Source organism: Streptomyces sp. NPDC059398 (assembly GCF_042751845.1).
In the GTDB taxonomy this organism is placed as follows: Bacteria; Actinomycetota; Actinomycetes; order Streptomycetales; family Streptomycetaceae; genus Streptomyces.
The window spans coordinates 56,735-72,805 of sequence record NZ_JBHYWP010000027.1 but is presented as its reverse complement, the minus strand read 5'-3'; the positions used below and the strand labels follow the sequence as shown (position 1 = coordinate 72,805).

18 protein-coding genes are annotated in these 16,071 nt (G+C 70.4%); 8 read left to right on the top strand and 10 right to left on the bottom strand.

The annotated features are described in order from the left end of the window. Positions 1-115: 115 nt before the first annotated feature. From ACFXBC_RS13045 to ACFXBC_RS13025, 5 genes are all read right to left on the bottom strand, one after another. A complete protein-coding gene (locus tag ACFXBC_RS13045; protein ID WP_385022758.1) occupies positions 116-1,282 on the bottom strand; it encodes a hypothetical protein in 1,167 nt (388 codons plus the stop codon). Next, positions 1,279-1,941: a SigE family RNA polymerase sigma factor gene (locus tag ACFXBC_RS13040; protein ID WP_385022754.1), complete on the bottom strand. Its 663-nt coding sequence runs from the start codon at positions 1,939-1,941 to the stop codon at positions 1,279-1,281. The genes ACFXBC_RS13045 and ACFXBC_RS13040 overlap by 4 nt, the downstream gene beginning before the upstream one ends. Before the next feature lie 303 nt (positions 1,942-2,244). Further along, positions 2,245-3,345 (bottom strand): aspartate-semialdehyde dehydrogenase, encoded by a 1,101-nt coding sequence (locus ACFXBC_RS13035; RefSeq protein WP_385022751.1) that lies wholly within the window; start codon positions 3,343-3,345, stop codon positions 2,245-2,247. Further along, positions 3,342-4,625, bottom strand: a complete 1,284-nt coding sequence (locus ACFXBC_RS13030; RefSeq protein WP_385022748.1) for an aspartate kinase — start codon at positions 4,623-4,625, stop codon at positions 3,342-3,344. The genes ACFXBC_RS13035 and ACFXBC_RS13030 overlap by 4 nt, the downstream gene beginning before the upstream one ends. 256 nt (positions 4,626-4,881) lie before the next feature. Continuing rightward, complete coding sequence (locus ACFXBC_RS13025; protein WP_385022764.1) at positions 4,882-5,661, bottom strand: helix-turn-helix transcriptional regulator; 780 nt, start codon at positions 5,659-5,661, stop codon at positions 4,882-4,884. A gap of 186 nt (positions 5,662-5,847) precedes the next feature. Here ACFXBC_RS13025 and ACFXBC_RS13020 point away from each other — a divergent pair, with 186 nt between their 5' ends. Then, on the top strand, positions 5,848-6,927 hold the full coding sequence (locus ACFXBC_RS13020) for an alcohol dehydrogenase catalytic domain-containing protein (protein WP_385022745.1): 1,080 nt from the start codon (positions 5,848-5,850) through the stop codon (positions 6,925-6,927). A 39-nt stretch (positions 6,928-6,966) separates the two neighbouring features. On the opposite strand, the gene ACFXBC_RS13015 is transcribed toward ACFXBC_RS13020, so the two are convergent. Both ACFXBC_RS13015 and ACFXBC_RS13010 read right to left on the bottom strand, forming a co-directional pair. Beyond that, positions 6,967-7,686: a class F sortase gene (locus tag ACFXBC_RS13015; protein ID WP_385022742.1), complete on the bottom strand. Its 720-nt coding sequence runs from the start codon at positions 7,684-7,686 to the stop codon at positions 6,967-6,969. Positions 7,687-7,920: 234 nt separating this feature from the next. After that, positions 7,921-8,244: a hypothetical protein gene (locus ACFXBC_RS13010; RefSeq protein ID WP_385022739.1), complete on the bottom strand. Its 324-nt coding sequence runs from the start codon at positions 8,242-8,244 to the stop codon at positions 7,921-7,923. Between ACFXBC_RS13010 and ACFXBC_RS13005 the strand changes: the two genes are divergently transcribed. The 3 genes from ACFXBC_RS13005 to ACFXBC_RS12995 all read left to right on the top strand — a co-directional run bounded on the left by ACFXBC_RS13005 (position 8,239) and on the right by ACFXBC_RS12995 (position 10,965). Continuing rightward, entirely contained in the window at positions 8,239-8,913 is a 675-nt protein-coding gene (locus ACFXBC_RS13005) for a hypothetical protein (protein ID WP_385022736.1), read from the top strand. The two genes, ACFXBC_RS13010 and ACFXBC_RS13005, sit on opposite strands and share 6 nt — an antisense overlap. A 294-nt stretch (positions 8,914-9,207) precedes the next feature. After that, complete coding sequence (locus tag ACFXBC_RS13000) at positions 9,208-10,266, top strand: LacI family DNA-binding transcriptional regulator (protein ID WP_385022733.1); 1,059 nt, start codon at positions 9,208-9,210, stop codon at positions 10,264-10,266. A 132-nt stretch (positions 10,267-10,398) separates the two neighbouring features. Next, positions 10,399-10,965: an HD domain-containing protein gene (locus ACFXBC_RS12995; protein ID WP_385022730.1), complete on the top strand. Its 567-nt coding sequence runs from the start codon at positions 10,399-10,401 to the stop codon at positions 10,963-10,965. Here ACFXBC_RS12995 and ACFXBC_RS12990 read toward each other — a convergent pair. Further along, positions 10,953-11,420, bottom strand: a complete 468-nt coding sequence (locus ACFXBC_RS12990) for an NUDIX hydrolase (protein ID WP_385022727.1) — start codon at positions 11,418-11,420, stop codon at positions 10,953-10,955. The genes ACFXBC_RS12995 and ACFXBC_RS12990 overlap by 13 nt on opposite strands. Continuing rightward, complete coding sequence (locus tag ACFXBC_RS12985) at positions 11,407-12,180, bottom strand: XRE family transcriptional regulator (protein WP_385022724.1); 774 nt, start codon at positions 12,178-12,180, stop codon at positions 11,407-11,409. The genes ACFXBC_RS12990 and ACFXBC_RS12985 overlap by 14 nt, the downstream gene beginning before the upstream one ends. A 97-nt stretch (positions 12,181-12,277) precedes the next feature. On the opposite strand from ACFXBC_RS12985, the gene ACFXBC_RS12980 reads away from it, so the two are divergent. The 4 genes from ACFXBC_RS12980 to ACFXBC_RS12965 all read left to right on the top strand — a co-directional run bounded on the left by ACFXBC_RS12980 (position 12,278) and on the right by ACFXBC_RS12965 (position 15,099). Then, positions 12,278-12,697: an HAD family hydrolase gene (locus ACFXBC_RS12980; RefSeq protein WP_385022720.1), complete on the top strand. Its 420-nt coding sequence runs from the start codon at positions 12,278-12,280 to the stop codon at positions 12,695-12,697. Between the two features lie 152 nt (positions 12,698-12,849). Then, positions 12,850-13,011, top strand: coding sequence for a hypothetical protein (locus tag ACFXBC_RS12975; RefSeq protein WP_385022718.1), 162 nt, complete (start codon positions 12,850-12,852; stop codon positions 13,009-13,011). 82 nt (positions 13,012-13,093) lie between these two features. After that, complete coding sequence (locus ACFXBC_RS12970; protein ID WP_385022715.1) at positions 13,094-14,305, top strand: JmjC domain-containing protein; 1,212 nt, start codon at positions 13,094-13,096, stop codon at positions 14,303-14,305. Continuing rightward, the gene (locus ACFXBC_RS12965) at positions 14,239-15,099 is read left to right on the top strand and encodes an aldo/keto reductase (protein WP_385022712.1); all 861 of its coding nucleotides are present in this window, start codon (positions 14,239-14,241) and stop codon (positions 15,097-15,099) included. Before ACFXBC_RS12970 ends, ACFXBC_RS12965 begins: the two co-directional genes overlap by 67 nt. Here the strand turns inward: ACFXBC_RS12965 and ACFXBC_RS12960 are convergent. Continuing rightward, positions 15,087-15,944: a hypothetical protein gene (locus ACFXBC_RS12960; protein ID WP_385022709.1), complete on the bottom strand. Its 858-nt coding sequence runs from the start codon at positions 15,942-15,944 to the stop codon at positions 15,087-15,089. The genes ACFXBC_RS12965 and ACFXBC_RS12960 overlap by 13 nt on opposite strands. Positions 15,945-16,071: the final 127 nt, after the last annotated feature.

The window sequence follows — 16,071 nt, the reverse complement described above, 5'->3', positions numbered from 1 at the left end:
CCGTTCGGGCGTCCGACCAGGCGGTTCGGGCCGCTGCCCGAGCGGTACGGTCGGCTGCCCGGGCCGGGTCCGCTCCGGCCGCCCGGGGTCCCCGGGGCGGCCACCGCCCCACCCGTTACGAGGCCGTCAACAGCCCCGTGCGGTAGATCGTCCCCGCGCACGCGTTCGGGATGGTCGCCTCCGCCGCCGGTACGCCCGGCTCCGCCTCGTGCACCACGGCCACGCTGCCGTCCGACGTACCGTCACCGCTGCCGAGCTGCGGGGTGGCGTCGGTGCCGCCGTTCCCGGGCTGTCCGCCGTCGCCCGTTCCCGCCGAACCTCCGGTGCCGCCGGATCCCGACGACGGGGTCGGGTCGGGGGTGGCGCCGCCGCCGGTGGGACAGGTCGCGGCCGGGACCCAGGCGAACCTCACCTCGTACGCCTGGGACGGGCCGAGCACCAGACCGGTCGCGTCCTGCGACGGGTCGGGCAGGCCGTCCGCCGCGTCGCCCGCCGTGTGATCGACCACGGTGATGCGGGCGGCGTCGGCGGCGCCCAGCGCCTGGAAGTTGACGGTGCCCGCGTCGCTGACCGCGCACTGGCTGTGCGAGACGTTGGAGACCCGGAAGGTTCCGTAGACCGTGCCGTCCGCCTGGGGCGTTCCCGCGTTCGCGCCGGTGACCCCGAGCTGGTGGGCGGTACAGGCGGGCAGCGAGTCGAGCGCCCTGCCCGAGGGGCCGGTGGACCCGCCTGCGGCGCCGCCGTGGCTGCCGCTCCCGGCCCCCTTGGGAGCGTCCTTCTTCCCGTGCCGGCCGTCGCCTTCGCCGTCGTCGGACGGTTTGCCGCTGTCCTTCTTGCCGCCGCCGGGCGCCACCGCGTCCGTGGAGCCGGGGGTGCGGTGGCCATTGCCCGCCAGCGCGGGGTTGTTCCTGACCCCGTCGCCCGAGCCCGCGACATGGATGAAGGCCGGGATCGCGGTCCCGACGAGCAGCGCGGCCGCGGCCGTGCCGACCACGATCTGCCGCTTCCTGGCCCGGCGCGCGGGCACCGCCCTGCGCAGCCGGTCGAGCGCGTCGTCGGACGGGGTGAGCTCCCGGACGGCGCCGTGCATCATCCGGCGCAGTTCGAGTTCCTGCTCGTCCAGGCCCTCGGCTCCGTGCTCGTCGAACCCGTCGGCTTCATGGCCGGAACCGTCGTTCTGCATTCCGTTCCCCGCCTGGTTGTCCACGGACGGGCCCGGCCCGCCGTGCTGCTTGCGCCATGCGGCGGGCATCTCCCGCCCGTAACGATTCTTCCCGCTCATGCCGGTGCCTCCATGGCCACCCGCAGCGCGGCGATGCCGCGCGACCCGTATGCCTTGACCGAACCCAGCGATATGCCCAGCGCCTCGGCCACCTGTGCCTCCGTCATGTCACCGAAGTAACGGAGCACCAGCACCTCGCGCTGGCGGCGCTGGAGGTTGCGCATGGCCTTCTTGAGCGCGTCGCGCTCCAGGAGGTCGTAGGCCCCTTCCTCGGCGCTCGCCATGTCCGGCATCGGCTTGGAGAGGAGCTTCAGCCCGATGATGCGCCTGCGCAGCGCGGACCGGGACAGGTTCACCACGGTCTGGCGCAGATACGCGAGTGTCTTCTCGGGGTCCCTGACCCGTTTGCGCGCCGAGTGGACGCGGATGAACGCCTCCTGGACGACGTCCTCGCAGGAGGCGGTGTCGTCGAGGAGGAGCGCCGCGAGACCCAGCAGCGACCGGTAGTGGGCGCGGTAGGTCTCGGTGAGGTGGTCGACGGTGGTGCCGGAGGCCATGGCGTCGTCAGCACCCTCGCCGCTCTGCGACGGGACGGAACCGGGCCGGGTGGTGGGGACGGGGGCGATCACCGGCATCCCACCGGGCACACGCGGACGCCGGAGCGGACGGACCACTGCGGCCCGCCCGGGCATCGCTGGAATATCGAGAACCTCTGCCACGCCAGTTGGACACGCTTCCCCCCGCCAGGGTTGTACGCGTATGGCATCGCCTTTGACGATGCGGCCAATGCCCTCATGCGTACCCGTTCTCCCCCAATGCCCCTTTTTCCACGACGCCTTGCGGCATCTCGCACAGGACGGGGCCACACCAAAGACGCACCCGTTCCGGCTGCGGTTGCAGACACACGGGAGACTGAATCGTGTAACAGGCACAAGGCCCAGTTCAAGTGGTTCCGGCGTACGTCTTGCTCACAGGCCACACACAATTTCTACAAAGGATCAGGTTCGGGACAGCGGTGCCGGTCAGCTTCCGGCGCTTCCCGTGAAGTCCGTCTCGGCCGCGACCGCCTCGGCGATCTGGGCGGCGTTGAGCGCGGCACCCTTACGGAGGTTGTCGGCGCATACGAACAGGTCAAGGGCGTTCGGATCGTCGAGGGACCGCCGCACCCGGCCCACCCAGGCCGGGTCCGTGCCCACCGCGTCCGCCGGGGTGGGGAAGTCCCCCGCGTCCGGGTCGTCGAAGAGCACCACACCGGGCGCGGTCGCCAGGATCTCGTGCGCACGGCCGAGCGTCAGCTCGTTCTCGAAGCGCGCGTGCACGGAGAGGGAGTGGGTGGTGACGACCGGGACCCGTACACAGGTCACCGCCACCGGAAGCGCGGGCCGGTCCAGGATCCTGCGGGTCTCGGCGCGGAGCATCAGCTCCTCGGACGACCAGCCGTCGGCGGCGGGCGTACCGGCCCAGGGCACCACATTGAGCGCGATGGGGGCCGCGAAGGGCCCGGTGTCGTCGCCCACGGCGCGGCGTACGTCCCCGGGGTGCGTCCCCAGCTCCGTACCGGAGACCAGCGCGGTCTGGCTGCGCAGCGCCTCCACACCGGGGACGCCCTCGCTGCTCACCGCCTGGTACGTCGAGACGACCAGCTCGCGCAGCCCGAACTCGGCGTGCAGCGCGCCGACCGCGACGATCATCGCGAGCGTGGTGCAGTGCGGGGACGCGACGATGCCGCGCGGCCTGAGCCGTACGGCGTGCGGATTGACCTCGGGCACCACGAGCGGCACGTCCGGGTCCATCCGGAAGGCGCCGGAGCTGTCCACGACCACCACGCCCTTGGACGCGGCGACGGGCGCCCACTCGCGCGCGACGTCGTCGGGGACGACGAAGAGCGCGACCTGGACGCCCTCGAAGGCTTCCTCGGTGAGCGGGAGCACTTCGGACTCCTCCCCGCGCACGACCAGCTTGCGGCCGGCCTTGCGCGGGGAGGCGATGAGTCTGATGTCGCCCCAGATGTCGGCGTGCTGCGACAGCATCTGGAGCAGCACGGTGCCGACGGCCCCGGTCGCTCCCACGACCGCGAGGGCCGGCTTACGGCCTCCTCCTGCCCGGAGGCCGGTGCCGGTCATCGCCCGGTGCCCCCATAGACGACCGCCTCGTCGGAGTCGCTGTCGAGACCGAAGGCGGTGTGCACGGCGCGCACGGCCTCGTTGACCTCGTCGGCACGGGTGACCACGGAGATACGGATCTCGGACGTCGAGATCAGCTCGATGTTCACGCCCGCGTCCGAGAGCGCCTCGAAGAAGGTCGCGGTGACACCGGGGTTGGTCTTCATACCGGCGCCGACGAGCGAGATCTTGGCGATCTGGTCGTCGTAGCGCAGCGACTCGAAGCCGACGACCGGCTTCGACTTCTCCAGCGCGTCGACGGCCTTGCGGCCCTCGTCCTTGGGGAGCGTGAAGGAGATGTCGGTCAGACCGGTCGAAGCGGCGGAGACGTTCTGCACGACCATGTCGATGTTGACCTGGCTGTCCGCGATGGCGCGGAAGATCGCCGCGGCCTCGCCCGGCTTGTCGGGCACACCGACGACGGTGATCTTCGCCTCGGAGGTGTCGTGCGCGACACCCGAGATGATGGCCTGCTCCACTGTCGGGTCCCCTTGTGCTTCGACTCGTGCTTCGTTGCTGACCCATGTGCCCTGGAGCCCCGAGAACGAGGACCGGACATGGATCGGGATGTTGTAGCGGCGTGCGTACTCGACGCAGCGGTGCAGCAGCACCTTGGAGCCGGAGCTGGCGAGCTCCAGCATGTCCTCGAAGGAGATCCGGTCGATCTTCCGGGCCTTCTTGACGACCCGGGGGTCGGCGGTGAAGACACCGTCGACGTCCGTGTAGATCTCACAGACCTCCGCGTCGAGCGCCGCGGCGAGTGCGACGGCGGTGGTGTCCGAGCCGCCGCGGCCGAGGGTGGTGATGTCCTTCTTGTCCTGCGACACACCCTGGAAACCGGCGACGATCGCCACGTTGCCCTCGTCGAGTGCGGTGCGGATCCGCCCCGGTGTGACATCGATGATCCGCGCTTTGTTGTGGACCGAGTCGGTGATGACACCGGCCTGGCTGCCCGTGAACGACTGGGCGTCGTGGCCCAGGTTCTTGATCGCCATGGCCAGCAGGGCCATGGAGATCCGCTCTCCGGCGGTCAGCAGCATGTCGAATTCCCGCCCGGCAGGAATCGGCGACACCTGCCCGGCAAGATCGATCAACTCGTCCGTCGTGTCGCCCATCGCTGACACCACGACAACCACCTGGTTGCCGCTCTTCTTGGCGTCGACGATTCGCTTGGCGACCCGCTTGATGCCTTCGGCATCGGCTACGGAGGAGCCTCCGTACTTCTGCACGACAAGGCCCACGTGCGCTCCTCGATCCAGTCATTTCTGCGGTCGGCTCAGTTTAACGAGCGGCCGTACGACACCCCGTATGTACCAGATCGTGAGATGTCCCGCTCACTCACCGATCACCGTCAGGTGGCACGGCCGCTCGGTGAGCATGCCTGCCCGGGATGGAGCGGGACACTCGGAACGTGGGGCGGGTCACACCCTTGCGGGTCACACGTCCGGGTCCCACCGGCACGCGGGCCGCTGATCACACCGGCAGGCAGGCCGCGGGTCACACCGGCGTGTAGACCGTGAGCCGCAGCGCCGGGTCGTCAGTGGCCTGGAAGCTCGCGTACTCGAAGCGGAGCAGGCCCCGGCGCGGATGGTGCAGCACCTTCTGTCCGGCCTCGCCGCCGGTACGGATGTGGTGCCCCTCCCACCAGCCGGCGAACTCCGGGCTCTCCCGCCGCAGCCGCTCCGCCAGACCCCGGAAGGCCGGATCGCCCGCCCACAGATCGTGCGCCGCCCGGAACTGCCCCACCACGCGCCGCGCCTCGTCCGCCCAGCCGGCCCCGAAGAGGCGCCGGGCGGCGGGGTCGGTCAGCAGCTGGACCAGGACATTGCGGTCCGCGTCGGGCAGCAGGCCGAAGTCCGTGAGGGTGTCGGCCGCCGCCGCGTTCCAGGCCAGCAGGTCCCACCGGCGGCCCGTGACATAGGCGGGCTGGCCGAGGCTCGTGACCAGCCGCCGGATCCCGTCCGGCACGGTCTCCCGGACGAAGCCGGACCGCCCCGACCGGGCGGCCAGCGCGCGCAGATGGGCATGCTCGGCCGGGTCGAGGCGCAGGGCGCGGGCCAGCGCGTCGACGGTGCCGGCCGAGGGGCTGACCGCCCGCCCCTGCTCCAGCCGGACGTACCAGTCGACGCCGATCTCCGCGAGCTCCGCCACCTCCTCGCGCCGCAGCCCGGGTGTCCGGCGCCGCCGCCCGCCCGCGAGACCGACGGCCCCGGGGCTCAGCCGCTCGCGTCGCGACCGCAGGAAGTCGCCGAGCGCGCCGGGAACCGTATCCGTCATGGACACACCACTCTCCTCACCGGCACCGCCCCGCCGCGGAGTGCCGGCGGGGTACCAGGAAGTTGCCAGGGAGTGACCAATCCTAGGATCACGCCGGTCCTGGATCCGGCCGTGCGGGCCGGTGAGGCTGGCCCCGGCAACAGGGCCGTATCCCCACAGCATCCCCACCGCAGGAGGACCAGCACGATGAAAGCCGCAGTCCTGAAGGCATTCGGAGCACCCCTGGCGGTCGAGACCGTCCCCGACCCGGTCATCGGGACCGGCGAGGTGCTCGTCGATGTCGTCGCGGCGGGCGTACTCCCCTACGCCGCCGAGGTGTTCAGCGGCGAGCGGGGCTATCTGCTCGACCTGCCGGTGGTCCCGGGGTCCGGGGGGACCGGCCGGGTCCGCGCCGTGGGACCCGACGCCACCACCCTCGCCGTGGGCGACTGGGTCCTCTGCGACCCCGCCGTCCGCGCACGCGACGGCGCGCCGGCCCCCGACATCACCCTGCAGGGCCTCAGCGCCCGCGGCGACGGCGGGCTCCGCCTCCAGCGGTACTTCCACGACGGGGCCTTCGCCGGGCAGATCCGCGTCCCGACCGAGAACGCCGCCCCCATCGGCCCGCTCGACCCGGCGGACGCCGGACGGTGGTGTGCCCTGCAAGTCCTGCTCGTGCCGTACGGGGGCCTCCTCGCGGCGGAGCTGCGTGCGGGCGAGACGCTCCTGGTGAGCGGCGCCACCGGTAACTTCGGCAGCGCCGCCGTCGCCGTGGCGCTGGCCATGGGGGCCGGCTGTGTGATCGCGCCGGGCCGCAACGAGAAGGTCCTGGACGCGCTGGCCGACCGTTTCGGCCCGCGGCTGCGCCCCGTACGCCTCACCGGCGACGCGGCCGAGGACACCGTACGGATGAAGCGCGCGGCCCCGGGCGCGGTCGACTGCGTACTCGACCTGCTGCCGCCCGCCGCCGGCCCGGCACCGGTCCGGGCGGCGGCGATGACGGTCCGCGAGTTCGGCAGGGTCGTCCTGATGGGCGGTGTCGGCATGGGGGGCGGCGACGACCTCGGCCTGCCGTACCTCTGGCTGATGCGCAACAGCATCACGGTCCGCGGCCAGTGGCTGTGCTCGCGCGACGCGGTCCCGCGCATGATCGCCCTGATCCGCTCGGGCCTGCTGGACCTGGACCACTTCACGGTCACGGACTTCGCCCTGGACGATGCGAACGAGGCGGTGGCCCATGCGGCGGGCGAGCGGGGGCCGTTCAGGCTCACCGTGCTCAGGCCGTGAGCGTCGGCCGGTCGGCGGCTGCCCTCAACAGCCCCTCTCTCAGGCGTTCTTGGACGAGGCGAGGTGGGCGAAGACGACCACGTTGTCCTCGTAGTCCTGGGCGTCCTTGTTGTACGAGCCGCCGCAGGTGATCAGGCGGAGCTGGGGGTCGGGGGTGTCGCCGTAGACGCGCTGGTCGGGGAAGTCGGCCTTGCTGAACGTCTCGACGGAGTCGACCTTGAAGGTGGCGACCGTGCCGTCCTTCCTGGTGATGTCCACTTCGTTTCCCGGCTTGAGGGTCCGCAGCAGCAGGAACACGGCCGGGCCGGTCTTGGTGTCGACATGGCCTGCGACGATCGACGCGCCGCGCTCTCCGGGGGTGGCGCCGCCCCGGTACCAGCCGACCATGTTGGTGTTGTCCGCGGGCGGCGGGTTGAGGCGGCCCGTCTTGTCGAGGTCCAGTGCGGTGAACGGTGCGTCGACGGCGATGGTCGGGATCTTCAGCCGGGTCGGATCGGAGTGGGGCAGCGGGGCGGCCGTCGCGGGGGCACGGGGGGCCGTGGAGGCAGCGGCGGCGGGCCCGGACTGCACCTTGGCGTCACCCGCCGGGCTGCCGAAGCCGATTCCGAAGGAGTTGCAGAGCAGGAGAGCGCCCGCGCACGCCGCCGCGGCGGGCCAGACCAGGACGCGGTGCAGGGGACGCACCGCGTTCTTCGGGGGCACGGTGCTCTGCGCGGACGGGACGGAAGGCTTCGGCTGGGGAAGCTTCTCAGCGGCCATCGGGTGTGCTGCCTTTCGGGCGGGGCGGTGGAAAAGGACGAGGAGGGGCGGCAGGAGAGAGGAGGGTGCTGCCTGGGGTGCGGGGTGTGGCTCGGGATGTGGCTCGGGATGTGGTTCGGGTGTGACTGGGGATGTGGTTCGCGGTGGGACTCGGGGTGGGGCGTACAAGCGTTGCGGCCACCGCCCCTCGGGGCGGTGGCCTCGTCAACGCTGCTGGTGCGAGCGGGGTGGCGGTCAGGCCATCGACAGGCCGGAGGCGTTGCGACGGCGGCGGATCATGTAGACGCCCGCACCGACGCCGCCGAGGAGCAGCAGCGAACCGGCGGCCACACCGCTGTTGGCCGCCAGGCCGCCCCCACCGGTGTGCATGCCACCGTGCGGACGGTGGTGGTTCAGGCCGGGAGACTGGTCGGTGTTCCAGGAACTGTCATCGCTGGAGCCTTCCTCCCACGAGTCGTCCTTCCAGGAGTCGTCCCGGTCCATGCCGGCGGCGGACTCACCGTCGTCGCCCATGGTCAGCGCCGTGTTCATGGCGAGGGCGCCACCGCCGGTGTGCATGCCGCCGTGCGGACGGTGGTGGTCACGGCCGTGGTCGTGGTCACCGTGGTCGTGGTCACGCCCGTGGTCGTGGTCACCCTGCCCGTGGTCGTGGTCACGGCCGTGGTCGTCGTCGCCCTGCCCGTGACCGTCGTCGCCATACGCGTCGCCACCGTCGTCGCCCGTGGTCACCGCAGGAACCATGGCGAGAGCGCCACCGCCGGTGTGCATACCACCGTGCGGACGGTGGTGGTCACGGCCGTGGTCGTGGTCACCGTGGTCGTGGTCACGCCCGTGGTCGTGGTCACCCTGCCCGTGGTCATGGTCACGGCCGTGGTCGTCGTCGCCCTGCCCGTGACCGTCGTCACCGTACGCGTCACCACCGTCGTCGCCCGTGGTCACCGCAGGAGTCATGGCGAGAGCGCCACCACCCGTACGCATACCGCCCTGCGGACGGTGGTGGTCACGGCCGTGGTCGTGGTCACCGTGGTCATGGTCACGGCCATGGTCGTGGTCACCCTGGCCGTGGTCATGGCCGTGGTCGCCGCGACCGCCGCCCTCACTGTCGCCGGAGTTGTCGTGGCGGTCGCTGCTGGCGGACGAGCCGCTGTCCGAGCTGGGCGCGCCGGTGGTCGTCAGGGCGTATGCGGCAGGAGCGGTAAAGGCAAGGGCGGCAGTCACAGCAGCTGACGCGAGCAGGGTACGGGCAGTGCGCATGTGAGAGTTGTCCTTTCGCCACGACTGCGAAGGCTGACACTCCGTCGGCACATCGATTCGCAGAGGCGACGTCCTCACCATCAGCAGGAATCTGACACCCCGCCACCGGAGACCGGGGCATCCGAGTGAAGCCCTGGGCCCAATGAGTTCAGGACCGGCCGATATTCACCCGATGGACGGCACGTCGCACCGCCGCAGAGGACCTGCGATGAGGTAGTGACACAGAGAGGGAGAGCGCTCTCCCCCCTCTCCCACTACAGTGCGTCCATGAGCAGAGAGTCCGAGGCGCCCGCCGCCATGCCCACCCTGGAGGACGTGGCGCGCGCGGCGGGAGTCTCCCGTGCGACCGTGTCGCGCGTCGTCAACGGCATCCGCAATGTCGACCCCGCGATCCAGCAGGCCGTACGCGACGCGGTGGCCGCGACCGGGTACACACCGAACCGGGCCGCGCGGGCCCTGGTGACGCGACGGGCCGAGACCATCGCCCTGGTCGTGTCCGGCGCGGGCGACGCGTCGGAGGCCGAGCAGAACGCCTTCGCATCCCGGGTGTTCGCCGATCCGTTCTTCGGCCGGGTGGCCGCCGGGGTGGTCGGATACCTCCGGCCGCGCTCCATGCATCCGGTGCTGATGTTCGCCGAGACCCCCGACGCCCGTGACCAGGTCGTCGGCTATCTGCGGCAGGGCAGCGCCGACGGTGCGCTCATCGTCTCCACCCATGCCGATGACCCGCTGCCCGGCATGGTCGCGGCGGCCGGACTGCCCGCCGTCCTGTTCGCGCGGCCCGCCGGTGCCGTCCCCATCAGCTACGTGGACCTCGCCCACCGGGACGGCGCGGAGCTGGCCGCCGCCCATCTGCTGGCCCGTGGCTGCCGCCGCCCCGTGACCATCGCGGGGCCGCAGGACATCACCGCGGGCGAAGAGCGGCTGGCCGGGTTCCGGGCGGCGATGGCGCGCCACGGGCACCGGGACGTACCGGTGGCCGAGGGCGGATTCACCCTGCACAGCGGGGTGGACGCGATGGCCCGGCTGCTGGACGAACACCCTGACCTGGACGCGGTGTTCGCGGCCAACGACCTGATGGCGCAGGGTGCCTGCCTGGTACTGCGGGAGCACGGCAGGCGGGTCCCCGAGGATGTGGCCGTGGTGGGATTCGACGACAGTTCGGTGGCCGCCTCCTGCCGGCCGCCCCTGACGACGGTGCGGCAGCCGGTGGAGCGGATGGCGGCCGAGATGGCGCGGCTGCTGCAGGAACGCATCGAACACCCGGACCGCCCCGTCACCTCGGTCGTCTTCGAACCGGAGCTGGTGGTACGGGAGTCGGCGTAGCCGTACGCCGGGAGCTGAAGCGCGGCCGCCCGGCCGGCGCGGGCCTCGACCCGACCGGAGCGGGCCTCTGCCCCAGTACTTGTCAGGTGGAGGACCGAGTGTCAGGCGAGGGCTGCGGGCAAGTATTCGGCCATGAGCAGCGGAGCAATGGCGAAGTGGGCACGCAGTGTGGCCGATGCGGAGCTGAGCGGGGTGCTTCCCCGCAGGTGGGCGCACTCGCAAGGGGTCGCCCGTCGCGCGGACGAAGTGGCCGGGGTCCTGGGAGACCACGCGGAGCTGCTGGCCTCTGCGGCCGTCCTGCACGACGTGGGTTACGCCCCGCGGCTGGCCGTGACGGGGTTTCATCCGCTGGATGGCGCCAGGTTTCTTCGTGACAGCCACACTGCGGATGACCGGCTGGTCCGGCTGGTGGCGAATCACTCGCTGGCCTTGCTGGAGGCCGAGGAGCGCGGGCTGCGAGACGCGCTGGAGGCGGAGTTTCCTCTGCTCGACGATCAGCGCCTGGTGGACGCCCTTGTGTACTGCGACATGACGACGACGCCCGACGGCGAGGAGACCTCCGTCGAGGCGCGTCTGGCGGAGATCACTACCCGTTACGGCGCTGACAGCCTGGTGGGGCGATTCGTCCGTCGGGCGTCCCCGGGCATCCACGCTGCTGTGCACCGGGTGGATGCGGCTCTGGCGGCTCAGCCCAGGTAGGGGTAGGTACCGGCGAGATAGTCCCCGATCTGCTGGCGCATGCTGGGGTGGATGTCGTACTGGTCCAGGTCTGACGGCTGGACGTAACGGACGGCATCCGCTTCGTCGTTGACGGTCGGCTCGCCTCCTACTGGACGGCCGATGTAGGTGTTCTCGTACTGCTGGCGGATCTCGCCGTCGTTGTACGCCACGATGTGGTGGGGGTTCGTGTAGACCCCCAGGAACCCGGTGATCTCGGCGATGATGCCGGTCTCCTCCTGGCATTCGCGCACCGCGCACTGCGCTGCCGTCTCACCGATGTCCTGTGCGCCGCCCGGCAAGGCCCACTGGCCGGTGTCGCGGCGGCGCTGGAGCAGGATGGCACCGTTGCCGTCGACCACGAGCAGGTTGTTGGCGGGAATGAGTGTGTTCGCCTTGGGGGCCCGGGGATCGTTGTAGTACTCAGTCCTGCCCATGCGATGAGGCCCCGTCCTGGTCTGGTGTCCAGGGCCGCGCGGTAGCCCAGACAGTTTCGAAACTCTGAGCGTAGTGGCCGAACCACCCTGCGGCGTCAGCTCTCTTGAGATGCAGCAGGGGGTTCGCGCTGGCCGGCTGGCCCCAGACGTGCGGGTTGACCAGCAGGTCGTCGTCATAGCGGAACAGGGAGGTGTAGAGCGTCGTGTCGTGCAGCCTGACCTCGCAGCCCGTCTCGGACATCAAGGGGCGGTAGTAGGTCAGGGAGGCGCGGATCTTCGCGGCGAGTGTGTCGCCGATGCCCTCCTCGCGGCCGCGGACGGCCGCTGCCCGGCCGTTCGATTCGCCGAAGCAGAGGCGTACGTGAACACCGTCTGCCGCGCGGGCGGCGAGCATCCTGGCGACGTGGGGGTTGGACTGCGCGAAGAAGGTGCCGGAGAAGACGAGGACGCTGATCTGCTCCTGGGCCCCCTGCAGCAGCGAGAGCCACATGTCCCGGGGAACGCTGGCGCGGTTCTGGTAGGTCCCGATCAGCTCCAAGCCCGCCCCGGCGTTGGGCTGCCCGGCACCGGGCGCCGGAGTCGGCCAGAGGAACAGTTCCTCCACCCGCAAGTGCTGGGCAACACGGAAGCGGTGACGTGGATGGGGTACGCGGCCTCCGAGCCACCTGCCGACAGTCTTGGGGTCCACCTCACAGACCTCGGCGAGCAACTCTGGTGATACGCCCCGCTGGGCAAGTACGGAGTGCAGTCGCTCGTTCACAGCGGCCATACAAGCGGAGGCCGTTCGGAGCGGGCAAGGAAGTTATGGGACGTTCTTCAAAGGCCGAAGGTGCGATCAGGAAATTTACGCTGGGCGTATGGAGCTCACCGTCCTGTGGGACATCGACCACACGCTCATCGAGAACGCCGGAGTGAGCAAGGAGATCTACGCCGCCGCCTTTACGGCACTGGCCGGGTCCGCCCCGAGCGAACCGGTGCTGGATCTTCCCGTCGGCGCTTATGGGGCTGACGCTCATCAACGTTCAGGATTGGTCGCTGTTGCCCGTGAGCGGGCGCAGCGCCTTCGGGGCGTGCCGGATGACGTGCCTGTTGTGCTTGTGGGGGATACCCCCCGCGATGTTGAAGCCGCGCTCGCCACACGTTCCGGGATCATCGCGGTCGCCTCTGGCGTCCACAGCGTCGAAGAGCTGTCCGCTGCCGGCGCCCAGGTCGTGCTGCCGGACCTGACGGACACGGAACGCGTCCTCGGGATCTTGGAGACCTTCGCGGCCCACTGAAACGTCCCAGGACGTCCTCGGAGCGTCCGCATACGCGGTGATGCGGTCCCTGCCCGTTCCGCCAGCATCAGATCTCCCCCAGGCGACCGACCTCCTCACACCACAGGCTTTCCGCCACAACGGTGGGAGATCGGCGCAGGAAGGAGCACGCAGTGGGAGATGAGACACCCTCCGTCGAGGAGGGTCTGTTGATCGCCGTGGAAGTCCTCGCGAGCGTCCACGGCCGGCACGACAGCAACGCCTCCGACCCGGGACAGGGCGGCTCGGGCGACGGTCCCTGGCCCGGAGGTGACGGGCTGAACCACGCGGCGTAGCCGTCGACTCTCCGGCGGAGGGGCCGTCCGTGCGACCTCTCCGCCTCTCACCTACAGCCCGCCGTAAGGAAGGGAACAGCCCATGGAGCACCGACTGGTTCGGGCCGTCGAAGAGGCGCTGAGGTGGAATGGCCCAGTCGCACTGGGTAAGGGGTTCGCCCGGGGAAGTATCACCGACCACGAGGTCGTGACACGACTGCTCACACCACAGCGCCTGCTCGACATGGTCATGCGCCGGAGCATCGCCAACCCCCAGTTCCGGTGCTTCAAGGGTGGCGAGGAACTGCACCCCGACGCCTACCTCGACCGTCAGGTCACGCCCCGGGGGCAGGCGATACCGATGGCGGACATGAGCCGCCTGGGCGGCCTGCTGCGCGAGGGAGCGACGCTGGTCCTGGACCAGTCCAATGTCTTCGACCCCACGATGGAAGCGGCCTGCCGGGCCATGCAGTGGTGGTCCCGGGAGCATGTGCAGGCGAATGTCTACCTGACCACGAACGACGCATCCGGCTTCGACCTGCACTGGGACGACCACGATGTCCTCATCGTGCAGTTGGCGGGCGAGAAGCAGTGGGAGGTACGCAATGCCTCCCGGCCCGAGCCCCTGTTCCGGGACGCCGAGCGGAACGACACTCCCAGCCAAGAGATCGTGTGGACCGGCACGATGAAGGCCGGCGACGTCATGCACATCCCCCGCGGCTACTGGCACGCAGCCACCCGCGTGGGCCGGGGCGGCGGCCACAGCACCCATGTGACCTTCGGCTTCGCCAAGCGCACCGCCGTGAGCTGGCTGACCTGGCTCGCCGACTGGTCACGCCAGGAGGAGCTGTTCCGTCACGACCTCGACCGCTGGGGCAGCCCCCACGAGCAACAGGCCCAGCAGATGCTGCTGGCCACCGCCGCCTCCCGCCTCATCGACGCACGTGAACCAGCGGAGTTCCTCAAGCGCCGCGAGCAGGAAGCTCCCCCCGGCAGGCACGTTCCCTTCCTGGACATCTTCGGTCCTCTGGAAGCGGTGGCGTGTGTGAGTGAGTTCCCGCCCCAGATCACGGAGGAGGGAGACACGGTCGTCGTGGTGGCAGCGGGCAAGAAGCTCACGTTCACAGTCAAAGCTCTGCCAGGGCTCCGTTTGCTCTTGAGCGGCCACCCCGTCCAGCTGGGCGAAGCCGCCCGCTCGGTGGGCGCCGAGGTGGAGACGTTGGCGAAGATCCTGGTGGAGGAGGAGCTGTGCGCCAGTCTGACCCCCGAATTGTTCTCGGGCTACAGCGCTCTCGTGACGAGCGCCGGATCCTGACCAGCGCACTGGAACTGGGGATCGACGCAATCGACACCAGCTTCAACTACCGGGGGTTCTCGGCCCACGTAGCCCTGGCGGATATCGGAAGCGATCTCCTTCGCCGATTCGCGATCTCAACCAAGGTCGGCTTCTTCCCGACTGCCGGACACGCCGAGCACTCCCTCGACCCAGGTCGGCTCCGGCAAGCCATGGAGCAGACGAACCGCGACCTGGGACGCGCACCGGACCTGGTGTTCCTGCACAATCCCGAGCGCTCACTCACCGACTCGCCGGAGGCTGCGCAGGACACACTGCGCATGGCATGCGCTGCCCTGGCATCTGCTGCGGCAGAGGGGCTGTGCGGAGCCTGGGGCATCTCCTCCTGGGACCCCCGACCACTGCCGGCACTCGCGGACAAGACCCTGCCCAGACCCGACGTACTCATGGTCCGCGGCGGCCTCCTCACCGGGCTCGACGTCCTGGAAGCCTCCGAAACCCTGGCAGCACGGTGGGACCTCGACAGCGAGCAGCTCTGGGGGATGAGCCCGTTCGGCGGCAACGCCACGGACCCGCTGTGGCGCAAGCTCGACCCACGGGTGTTCATCCAGAACCCGGATGCCGGCGTCTCGGCCGTCCAGGCCGCGTTCCGCGCCGCGTACTGGCTACCGTGGGTGGGAAGGGTCGCCGTCGGCACCGATGCCCCCTCCCATCTGCGGGACCTGGTCGATGCCCTGCGGTACGAGGCCGACACCGGGAGCATCCGTACATACCGCCAACTCCTCCGCCAACGGGCGGACCGTCAGCCCCTCTGAAGGCTGTCTGCGACCCGTGCCGCCATGTCGCGCGCAGGTTCGAGGCGTGGGTCCTCGGGGTGGGCATCCGGGGCAAGGATCTTCGCGCAGACGAACAAGGTCATCAGTCGGCCGTCCCGGCTCTCCAGGTCGTGGCGCCGCTCGTGGCGGACTCGCCCGGCCAGCGCCGGGACGGCTAGGGAGTTCCCCCACAGAGACGCCGCGTCCAGTCCCCGGGGGGCCATGCCCCAGTCCTCCCAGTCGAACAGGCAGAACCGCGGTCCCGTCATGTTCGCCCAGTTGAGGTCCGCGTGCGCCGGACGCCACTCGTTCAATGCCGTGTCGATGCCGACCGTAAGGAACCGCTGGATCGCCTCAGCAACGCCGCTCTGGGTGATCGTGACGGTGTCCGGGGTGGCCACGCGCCTCGTGTGCTGGACGGCCAGCGCGTCCAACGACGCGTTCAGCGCCTGCCACCATGCGTCCGGCAACTGAGGATCGGCAGCCAGTACGCTGCTGCCGACCGGCTCGCCCGGCAGAAGGTCGGTCTCGTCGGCCCGCCACATCGCGGCGCCTTCAGGCTCGCGCCAAGCAACGCCCCGATGCCACTCGGGCCTGGCCACCCCTTCCAGCAGGGCAGCACACTCAGTTCCGTTCCAGCCCTGATCACCGATCCTGTCGAAACGGCGACGTTCGATCCGCACCCACGTGTCACGGTCGGTCCGCGCACCGAGCGAGCGCCGTTTACGTACCAGGGTCTCCGGGGCCAACCGGGTTTGGAAGGCGTGCTCAACCTGAGCGAGCACGCTGCTCACCGGCTCAACCCGCAGGTCCACCTGGGGTGTTGCGGACAGGGAAAACGGCACCGGACCTCCATTGCGACTCAACGACGCTAGCAAGAAATGGGACCATGCGAGTCGCGGCACCCCCACAGCACGGCGCCGGGGGGCCCCCTCAGAGTCTGTGGGGGGGGCGGGGTGGGTTGGGGGGTGG